This window comes from Bacteroides sp. 214 (genome assembly GCF_010501015.1).
Lineage (GTDB): Bacteria > Bacteroidota > Bacteroidia > Bacteroidales > Bacteroidaceae > Bacteroides.
Genome location: NZ_QVML01000047.1, coordinates 1 through 328 on the forward strand (window position 1 = coordinate 1; position 328 = coordinate 328).

At 46.0% G+C, this 328-nt stretch carries 1 protein-coding gene; it reads left to right on the forward strand.

The window, feature by feature from the left end; genetic code table 11:
* Positions 1 to 253 (forward strand): hypothetical protein (locus D0T50_RS13905; protein WP_163224044.1); only part of this gene is annotated, 253 nt, incomplete at its 5' end.
* Positions 254 to 328 lie beyond the last annotated feature (75 nt).

Sequence of the window (328 nt, forward strand, 5' to 3'; positions counted from 1 at the left end):
CCAGTTAAAAGCCCTGAATAAGCGGGACGAAAACGAATTAAAGAATCTGATAACGACTCCGGCTGTTAAATATCGTCGTCCTTATGATGTGTATATTGTCGATCAATGTTTCTGTACGCGTAGCGGGACGACCCGAATTGTTATGTGCATAATACAAGCCATTAACGGACTATACTTGCTCGACTATGCCCTTACCCGCAAGGATATTGACCCTACCCGTGTAGCTGCGAATGGTGCTTGCGCCCGAGAGTGAACTTACTCCACTGCTGACTACACCTCAACAACAAACCGAAGTAGAGGCTTACCTGCAACGTACCAAAAAACGTAC